At 39.4% G+C, this 9,104-nt stretch carries 9 protein-coding genes; 5 read left to right on the top strand and 4 right to left on the bottom strand.

The window, feature by feature from the left end:
- Positions 1-50: 50 nt before the first annotated feature.
- The 4 genes from CDG79_RS02920 (at position 51) to CDG79_RS02905 (ending at position 3,953) form a co-directional block, all read left to right on the top strand.
- Complete coding sequence (locus CDG79_RS02920; protein WP_094340489.1) at positions 51-383, top strand: hypothetical protein; 333 nt, start codon at positions 51-53, stop codon at positions 381-383.
- Positions 384-512: 129 nt separating this feature from the next.
- Entirely contained in the window at positions 513-908 is a 396-nt protein-coding gene (locus CDG79_RS02915; RefSeq protein ID WP_094340487.1) for a hypothetical protein, read from the top strand.
- Between the two features lie 163 nt (positions 909-1,071).
- Positions 1,072-2,592, top strand: a complete 1,521-nt coding sequence (gene purH, locus CDG79_RS02910) for a bifunctional phosphoribosylaminoimidazolecarboxamide formyltransferase/IMP cyclohydrolase (RefSeq protein ID WP_094340485.1) — start codon at positions 1,072-1,074, stop codon at positions 2,590-2,592.
- A 752-nt stretch (positions 2,593-3,344) separates the two neighbouring features.
- Positions 3,345-3,953: an HD domain-containing protein gene (locus CDG79_RS02905; RefSeq protein ID WP_094340483.1), complete on the top strand. Its 609-nt coding sequence runs from the start codon at positions 3,345-3,347 to the stop codon at positions 3,951-3,953.
- Here the strand turns inward: CDG79_RS02905 and CDG79_RS02900 are convergent.
- From CDG79_RS02900 to CDG79_RS02890, 3 genes are all read right to left on the bottom strand, one after another.
- Positions 3,950-4,618 (bottom strand): lipoate--protein ligase family protein, encoded by a 669-nt coding sequence (locus CDG79_RS02900; protein WP_094340654.1) that lies wholly within the window; start codon positions 4,616-4,618, stop codon positions 3,950-3,952. The two genes, CDG79_RS02905 and CDG79_RS02900, sit on opposite strands and share 4 nt — an antisense overlap.
- Before the next feature lie 187 nt (positions 4,619-4,805).
- The gene (locus CDG79_RS02895; protein WP_094340480.1) at positions 4,806-5,285 is read right to left on the bottom strand and encodes a YbjN domain-containing protein; all 480 of its coding nucleotides are present in this window, start codon (positions 5,283-5,285) and stop codon (positions 4,806-4,808) included.
- A gap of 261 nt (positions 5,286-5,546) precedes the next feature.
- The gene (locus CDG79_RS02890; protein WP_094340478.1) at positions 5,547-6,146 is read right to left on the bottom strand and encodes a hypothetical protein; all 600 of its coding nucleotides are present in this window, start codon (positions 6,144-6,146) and stop codon (positions 5,547-5,549) included.
- Positions 6,147-6,483: 337 nt separating this feature from the next.
- Between CDG79_RS02890 and CDG79_RS02885 the strand changes: the two genes are divergently transcribed.
- Complete coding sequence (locus CDG79_RS02885; protein ID WP_094340476.1) at positions 6,484-7,404, top strand: lysylphosphatidylglycerol synthase transmembrane domain-containing protein; 921 nt, start codon at positions 6,484-6,486, stop codon at positions 7,402-7,404.
- Between the two features lie 12 nt (positions 7,405-7,416).
- On the opposite strand, the gene CDG79_RS02880 is transcribed toward CDG79_RS02885, so the two are convergent.
- On the bottom strand, positions 7,417-8,736 hold the full coding sequence (locus tag CDG79_RS02880; protein WP_094340474.1) for a hypothetical protein: 1,320 nt from the start codon (positions 8,734-8,736) through the stop codon (positions 7,417-7,419).
- Positions 8,737-9,104: the final 368 nt, after the last annotated feature.

Genomic DNA, 9,104 nt, shown 5'->3' with positions numbered 1-9,104 from the left:
ATAAACAGAAAAGAAATAATATAAACTTTAATTTTTTCTAAAAAGCAAAAATGGATAAAAATAATTTTGAAGCATTTACTAACTTACCAGCATTGAAAAAAAATGCTATTCAAGTCTGTGGTCAAGAATTTATTGATAGCTTGACTAAAAAAGGTATATATGCGAAAGATAGTGAATTCTGGGAAGAGGTTAATAAGAAGCTAAATATTCCTAATGATGCTTATGAAAGCAAACAGGCTAGAGAACAAGCAGAACGCGAACTACAATTGTTAGAAAAGAAAGCGAAAGAGCAAGCGGAAAAAGAAAGATTGCTGACAAATAAAAAAGAAATCTTTAGTAAAAACAGAAAAGATTGGAAAATTACTGTTTTTGAACTTCCATAATCAGATATTTTTGGCAAAAATTTTATAGGAGAGTGTACTAAAGAACCAGATTTATTAAAGACTACTTGGTTTTGTAAGAGCCAAGAAGAAGCCTATAGTAGAGCTTGTAATCTTGCAGATGAATTTGAAGTGCAACAAGAAAGTTTAAGGATTTTTATGGAGCATTACGCAGTTATGAAACCTTTATATTTAATGATTATATACCTTTCAAGTGGAGATCAACATAATGAGTACCTTAGCAATAGTCGTGAAAAGTCTAAAGAAAATTTTACTGGCGTTAACTGTTGGAATGGGTTTGGTTTTGAGATAATCAATGCTTTAGTGGCAGAAGGATTATTAGAATTTTCATCAAATAAAAATAAACTGATAATGAAGAAACAAGCTATGAAAGCGGCAAGAGAGGTTTTAAATAAAATTAATATTGATGGAGTAGACAGGCTTTTAGAACAGCGAGAATATCATGAAGAATATATTAATTACATAAGTGAATTAGATATTATGGATGAGGAAGAAGAGGAAGAATAAATGTCGCACTGGCACAATGCCTGCCATCTGTAGCAGTCTTAATTGATAAAAGTGATGGCTAGATGATAATTAACGCTATTATTCCTCATGGTCTTGAAGTGAAGCAAGGCTTATGCAAAACTTGAGATCCTTCGCTTCTAGCCTAATTTTAAGGAATTGATCAATGGCGCGTCTAGCCCTGCTGAGTGTATCTAACAAAACTGGTATAATTGACCTAGCCCGTAGCTTGGTTGAAGAATTTGACTTTGATTTAATCAGCAGTGGGGGAACAGCCCAAGCACTCAAAGATGCGGGACTCCCTGTTACTAAGGTTGCAGATTACACAGGTTCGCCAGAGATTTTAGGTGGCCGAGTCAAAACCCTACATCCCCGAATTCACGGCGGGATTTTGGCGCGGCGAGATGTTCCCGAAGATATTACAGATTTAGAAAATAACCAAATTCGCCCGATTGATTTAGTCGTGGTGAATCTATATCCTTTCGAGGAAACGATCGCTAAACCAGGGGTAACATTATTAGAGGCTGTTGAACAAATTGATATCGGTGGGCCAGCAATGCTACGGGCATCATCGAAAAACTTCGCCCATCTCGCTGTATTATGCGATCCAGCACAGTATGACGAGTATTTGGAGGAATTGCGCCAAAATAACGGCGTAGCATCCCTAGAGTTTCGCCAAAAGGCGGCATTAAAAGGATTTTCGCACACTGCTAGCTATGACCAAGCGATCGCATCTTACCTCGCAGAAGCACAGCAGTACACTCTTAACGGCACACAATTACAATCTCTGCGTTATGGCGAAAATCCCCATCAACCCGCCACCTGGTATCAAACTGGTACTACCCCAACGGGATGGGCATCTGCTACAAAACTGCAAGGCAAAGAACTTAGTTACAATAACTTAGTTGATTTAGAAGCCGCACGCCGAATTATTGCGGAATTCACTGATACCCCCGCAGCAACGATTATCAAACATACAAATCCTTGTGGTACAGCACTGGGAAGCACGATTGCAGAAGCATACCAAAAAGCTTTCAATGCTGATTCTACTTCCGCCTTTGGGGGGATTGTCGCACTCAACCGTCCGATTGATGCGGCTACAGCTAGCGAGTTAACTAAAACATTTTTAGAATGTGTGGTTGCACCAAGTTGTGATACCGAAGCTCAAGAAATCCTTGCTAAAAAATCCAATGTGCGGGTTTTAACTCTACCAGATTTGAGCAGTGGGACTAAGGATACCGTAAAAGCGATCGCAGGTGGTTTCCTTGTCCAAGCTAGCGATGACATCATTGCTGATACCAGTCAATGGCAAGTTGTTACCGAACGTCAACCCACACCCGACGAATTAGCCGAATTGTTGTTTGCTTGGAAAGTTTGCAAACACGTTAAATCGAATGCCATTGTTGTGACAAGCGTTCGCACTACACTAGGAGTAGGTGCTGGTCAAATGAACCGCGTTGGCTCAGTAAAAATTGCTCTAGAACAAGCTGGAGAAAAAGCCCAAGGTGCAACTCTCGCCAGCGATGGATTCTTCCCCTTTGATGATTCAGTCAAAACAGCCGCAGCCGCAGGAATTACAGCCATTGTCCAACCAGGGGGAAGTTTGCGCGATAAAGATTCTATCATTGCTGCTAACGAACTGGGTTTAGTTATGGTCTTAACTGGTGTACGTCACTTTTTACACTAAATCACTGCTGATGTAGTGTGCAGTTGAGAAAGTGTCACACTATATACTTTCTTTATAATTGAACTAGTGATATGGTTTAATCGTGTGTGAGGAGCAAGTTGAAAATAAAAAGCGCCTGGGGTGGAAACACGGCAACACTCCCAAGCGCTTTTTAATTTTTCAGAAATGTAATTGCTTGTGAAGTTTTGAAAATGTCACTCAATGTACTTGCCATTTGATAGAAGTAGTGATATGGTCTAATCGTGTGTGAGGAGCAAGTTAAAAATAAAAAGCGCCTGGGGTGGAAACACGGCAACACTCCCAAGCGCTTTTTAATTTTTCAGAAATGTGATTGCTTGTGAAGTTTTGAAAATGTCACTCAATGTACTTGCCATTTAATAGAAGTAGTGATATGGTCTAGTTGTGTGTGAGGAGCAAGTTGAGAATAAAAAATGCCTGGGGTGGAAACACGGCAACACTCCCAGGCATTTTTTAATTTGCGGATAAAAGTATAAAGAATTAGATTATTTAGTTCAGTTTTGAAAGTGTCACTCAATATACTCACCTTTTGATTGCAGCAGTGATAGTATCTATTTGTGTGAGGAGCAAGTTAAAAATAAAAAGCGCCTGGGGTGGAAACACGGCAACACTCCCAGGCGCTTTTTAATTCGGATGCAGGAAAAATTACTTGCAGATTTGCTGGAGTTATTGAGATAATTATCTACAGTCCAAAATCTAGTAAACTCCACCCGCAATCAAAACTATAAATTTAGGTGCAAATCAATCGGCTGACTCAACAAATTCAGTTCATCATCGAGATCGATCTATTGAAACAGGTGATGCGCCAAACCCTACTCATGGATGGGTCACGCCGGGAAAATAGTGCAGAACACTCTTGGCATTTAGCTATAATGGCGATCGCATTAGCTGAATATGCCCCAGAGGGTGTTGATATATTCCATGCCATCAAAATGCTGCTAATTCACGATTTGGTAGAAATTGATGCAGGTGATACCTTTTGTTACGATGTGCAGGGTAACGACAGCAAAGCAGAAAGAGAAGCACAAGCAGCCTTGCGTTTATTCGGACTTTTGCCAGCAGATGGAGGTAGGGAATTGCGTTTACTTTGGGATGAGTTTGAAACAGGAGAAACACCCACAGCTAAATTTGCCGCAGCCCTAGACCGGATACAGCCTTTACTGCACAATCAGCAAACTCAGGGTGGGACTTGGCTTATTCATGGCATTAGCCGCGACCAGGTGATGAAACGGGTAGCACCTGTAGAAAGTGGTGCGCCGGAACTTTGGCCCTTTGTCCTGCAATTGATTGATGATTGTGTGACATCAGGGGATCTAAAAGAGACTCCTACCCTGAAGATTTAGGGTTGATATGCCAAAATTTCTTCCCACTCAGATGAAGAAAGGGGTTGCAACTCTATCTGCACATCAAAATAATCACTAGCTGCGGCAACTAAAACTGCAATAATATTTTCCACACTCAAATTTTGAGGCAGTTGTCCAGTCGTAAAAGATTTTGCACCGAATACTTGAGCAAACAGTTCGGTATCAGGTTGTAAACGGATGGAACCATGTTGCAAAATTACCTCGCCACGTCGCAGTTGAGCGCTACCAATAATTTTAGTACCATCTGGCAAAACTAAATCTGCACTGGTTGCTGTACCAAAACAGTTAGGGTTGTGGATGTAACCTCGCCCTTCTGTACCATAATGTAATTCTACACCAAGCGATCGCCAGCCTTGAATCAAAAACTCACAAATTTTTTCATACACTTGGATGCGACTACCCGCTAGTCCAGATGTTACTACAGCGTAAGTTAAATCACCTTGGTGTAGCACCGCCCGTCCACCAGTAGGACGCTGCACTAAATCCAGTTTCTGTCCTTGCCAAGTCAAATTTCGCCAATATTCAGGGTATTGCCGTTGATGATAGCCAAGAGAAATGGCAGATGGCGACCAGGTATAAAAGCGCAGAGTTGGCGGATGCTTTCCAGCCTGGTGTTGTTCTAGTAACCAACGGTCAATCGCCATCTGCACATTGCCAGCCGCCTCTAACAAAGGAAGTAGTCGCCACACTTTAGAATTCAAGAGTTAGGAGACACGATGAATCGCGTCTGTACAGGAGTTAGGAGTAGAGACGCGATTCATCGCGTCAGTTAAAAAGTTTATCAACTTACAACTCAGCACTTATAACTCCTAACTGAAGCGAAGCGATTAGTCAAGTTGCACCAAATTCAGATTGTAAGGCTTCATCGTTGTGATCAGCGATCGTTGCCACAATGGTAATCAGCCGAGACACTTCGCCAGGAGATAACTCTGCCAAGGTGCGTGTTGAGATCACAACCACTCGGTTTTCTATAATACCAAAACGCGCTTCAAAAGTGCTGGAGCAGTTCAACTCCAACAGATAACGCATCAATTTAGGTTCGTCTTTAGCAGGTAAATTTAGCACTGTAGACCAAACCGTTATGGTGTCTTCATCGGTTGTGCCGTTGAGTTGGACAAATACTTCCACACTTCCGTACTTAAACTTCCAGAGATAACCACCCTCTGGAGTATGGCTAACCATAGCACTATCATCTTGTTCCAAAGAGTCGATGACATTTTCAATTACCTCCAGATGGTTAATGCCTGCCGTCTGGGCGATTAACTCATTAACGGATTCATTACTAGTTAGGGGTTCTTGGTAGCTTGTCATACAGATTTTTTTCTCGACATACTTGCTGTTTCATCTACACATACTTTATAACTTGTGGACGCAGTTAGTTTGAGCTTCCTTTTACGGATTCTCGATTTACTGTTGATACTAGTAGTAGTATTGACCTAAAGCCTGGTGTAGACGTGGTTTCTAAACGCCTTTTTAACTCAAAAAAGCCTGCGTAGGCAGACTTTTTTGAGATGCCCACAGACTAAAGTCTGTAGGCAGGTTCATATTTTTGTAGAAGATTAAAGACTAATTTCAATCAACGTCTTTAACTGTTCTCTTCACTGCATTGCCTGTATCTTCAGCTGTGCGCTGAACATTTTTACCAGCATCCTCAGCCCCACGCTGAACATTTTGCGTCAAGTCTTCGGCAGCATTCTGGGTATTTCCCTTGAGATTTTCAAATCCGCGCTGAGTCCCTTTAACTAAACCTTCCCGGACTTCATCAGCTGAACTGCCGATATCTTCACCCAAGTTCTTCACTCTTTCACCAAGGGGTGTACCTTGTTGGAAATTTCGACCATATTGCTCTCGGCTGTCGATTCCCTTCTGCTCAATATTTTTTTGAGCATTTTTTACTAGCGCCTCAGCTTTATCATTTGCTGCCTTTTCATCTCTCGCTCTGGGATCTACATCACTAAAGTTATTGATTCCACCAGCCGGGGAGGAAAGAGGATAATCTTTTGTAGGATCGTATCGTTCGGTATTAGGTGCTTGAGAACCCGGCTGTGGTGGCTGTGATGCTACTCCTGGAGCACCACAAGCTTGTGCAGTAAATAGAAATATTCCTACTAAAAGAACAGTTAAAACTTTCAAGGGACGAATGTTTTTCAACCAATTCATTGCTTTTTTCATAGTTCTCACTCCTTGTATTTTTGCGATCGAGTTAGACTTCAACTAAGATAGCATTTGGAATTATTTTTGTATCCCAAGCATTCAGAAATGAATAATAACTTTACCTAATAATATAAATAGTGAAATAATTTTTACCTCTAGCGCAAGTCACATATTAATTAGTACAAAAGGAATAACTTTATCTAACTGTAGGAAGATATAAATTAAAATAATATGGTTGTCGTAAAAAGAACTATGTCAACCTGTTTGATGCTTCAAAAGCTTTGGGTATATAGCTGATGTGCTATAAAATTTGAGGTATTCAGCCGTTGTTGCTCACCGTTAAATTACTAAATTCATGAAGCAATTTTTACGCTGGATAATTTTGGGGGGAACGCTGTTTTTTTTAGCCAAAGCCTTGAAGGATAATTGGATTGGAGTGACTGCTATCCGCATTGATGGGGTAGGATGGGCAATTATAGCGATCGCTACAGGCATAACTTTACTAGCACATACTTGGGCAGGCTGGATCTGGACTTGGATTTTGCAAGAGTTAAATCAACCTGTATCATCTCCCCAATTTATCCAAGTTTACCTAAAAACGAACATCGCTAAGTATTTACCAGGTAATATCTGGCATTATTACGGGCGAATTGTCGCCGCCAAAAATGCCAATGTCTCGGCTGGTGCAGCCACCTTAAGCGTTTTGCTAGAACCCCTACTCATGCTAGCAGCTGCTTTAATCATCATTGTCTTATGCAGTAGCCAATTTGCAGCAGCTAATACTACCCTTGTTATCCAAATACTACAATTACTGAGTCTAGCTGTAGTTCTTTGTGCGATTCATCCTTGGTTTTTAAACCCAGTTATTCGTTTTTTGTACAGATTTAAAGCAAAAAAGTCTGTTGCTACCACTGAAGAAACTATTCCCTTAAGTCTTAAAAGCTACCCTGTACGACCTTTATTAGGAGAACTGGGCTTTATGGGATTACGTGCCACTGGGTTTATATTGACTATGTTCGCCCTGGGTTCGTTGAATGCGAATCAAATTCCTTTGTTGTTAGGGGCTTTTAGTTGCGCTTGGCTGTTAGGGCTTGTGATTCCAGGTGCGCCTGGTGGGTTGGGTGTGTTTGAAGCGACTGCATATCAGCTTTTGCAACATCACTTTCCAGCGGCCCTAGTATTTAGTGCGATCGCTCTATATCGCCTTATTAGTATTCTAGCTGAAACTGCGGGCGCTGCCCTCGCTTGGTTAGACGAACGTCTTGCTAAAGCCTAAATTAGGCGACACTTATTTATGTCTATCTACTTTCATCTGTGAAAACACACGATAACCATCTAAATTCAACTGCGGATTACTACTTTGTTCTTCTTCCATCTTAATCAAGTTATATTCTACATTTTCTGCATAAATTGCAAAGGTGATATTAAAAATCTCCATAAAATTGATTACACCCTTACACTCATCTTCAGGATAATTTTCATAAAAACGAATTAGACGAGCAATCCGAGTTTCTAAATGCTTACGGGAATTTTGACAAATTAAAATAATCTTTAATAGTATAATCACCAATGTTAAAGCATGACCTTGAGTAATTAATAATACAAATAATGACGAAGGTTCTTTCCCATTTTCTATTGTCAAGCAATCAATTACTCGATTACAGGTTCTCAAAAACAATTCTTTAGTAACAACTTCCCGATCGTAATCCTTCTTCCATGATGATAAAGTTTTTATAAAATGCTGTTTCCAAGTCTCTACTGATTCTTGTTTACCTACAGATATAAATAGGTATTTTTCGAGATTAATTTTAAATTCTTCCAATGTCTGATTTTGAGTTTGTTTAATAAATATATGGGCAATATTCTCATGACTAAAAACACCTCTTTTTAAAACAATCGCTTTTATTAAACGCAGAGCCTGGTCTCCCAAAACACTAGGATTTTTATAGCGGGCTGTGCTTGAAACGACAGATTGAGAACGAGCAATATACATTGCTAGTTCAAACTTAAATTTTTCTTTTATCTGTTTAGAAAGCTTTCTAGCAGCCTCTTGTTGCTCTATGGGATTATTCTTATTAACAGATTGATCGATTAATAAATAAGAACTATAGCGATTAGCCCAATGACCTTTAGATGATTCATCATATTTAGCAGCAAACAATTTCAATTCTTGGTAGTCTTTGCTGTTGACAAAATGTTCTAGCCAAGTTTTACAAGTTTTTACTATTGGAGCATTATTCTCCTTTATATTGAGATTTTCATTAACAAATAAGTTAACTAACTCTTGGATATATTTATCTTTCCTGTTACTTTTCCAATTATTAACTATGATGTAGCAGCACCGTTTTAATGTATTACATAGCTCTTGTTCGTTATCATCTAAAAAAACACTATATATTCCGGGGATATAATCGGAATCTTCTAAATCCAGCCCTTCTATAAATAAACCTTTGAATTCTCGTAAAACATCATCTGGCGACAAACTTTTGACAATTTCCATGAAGAAGCTATAAACCTCTTCTTGTGCAATTTGCACATTTGTCTGGCTAGAGTTAGACGTAACACTATGGGTATTTTCCTGACTAATTGATAAACTATTAGCGTTCATTCCAGTTATCAGGACAAAAAGGCTTCCTGTTCATATTATTATCAGCTTAACCTTGGCGAACAGTAGCATCAATCTATTCTTCTCAAATTCAGTAATCTTTTTACACAAATTTGATAAAATCCAACCATAAATAAAGTATTAAACCCAAATTGTCTAATACTTCATCAAATTATTCAGTGAAATTACTTAGCTTCAATAATTAAATCCAATACAAAATTATATGGGCGAGTTGTATTTAATGGTAAATCAACTCGCCCATATAATTTTATATAGGAGCCTTTTGGCATTTTCAATTTTAAGTGGGGGTGGAGGGACTTGAACCCACACGACCTATTACGGTCAACGGATTTTCATCCTCCCGCAGTTTT

It is taken from the genome of Nostoc sp. 'Peltigera membranacea cyanobiont' 232 (assembly GCF_002245985.1).
Lineage (GTDB): Bacteria > Cyanobacteriota > Cyanobacteriia > Cyanobacteriales > Nostocaceae > Nostoc.
This window is presented reverse-complemented; position numbering and strand designations above follow the sequence as displayed.

Bases quoted from the DNA above. Each gene is read 5' to 3' on its own strand.
- CDG79_RS02890 (WP_094340478.1), bottom strand. From the start codon at position 6,146: ATGAAAAAAGCAATGAATTGGTTGAAAAACATTCGTCCCTTGAAAGTT.
- CDG79_RS02900 (WP_094340654.1), bottom strand. From the start codon at position 4,618: ATGGCGATTGACCGTTGGTTACTAGAACAACACCAGGCTGGAAAGCAT.
- CDG79_RS02885 (WP_094340476.1), top strand. From the start codon at position 6,484: ATGAAGCAATTTTTACGCTGGATAATTTTGGGGGGAACGCTGTTTTTT.
- CDG79_RS02920 (WP_094340489.1), top strand. From the start codon at position 51: ATGGATAAAAATAATTTTGAAGCATTTACTAACTTACCAGCATTGAAA.
- CDG79_RS02880 (WP_094340474.1), bottom strand. From the start codon at position 8,736: ATGAACGCTAATAGTTTATCAATTAGTCAGGAAAATACCCATAGTGTT.
- purH (WP_094340485.1), top strand. From the start codon at position 1,072: ATGGCGCGTCTAGCCCTGCTGAGTGTATCTAACAAAACTGGTATAATT.
- CDG79_RS02895 (WP_094340480.1), bottom strand. From the start codon at position 5,285: ATGACAAGCTACCAAGAACCCCTAACTAGTAATGAATCCGTTAATGAG.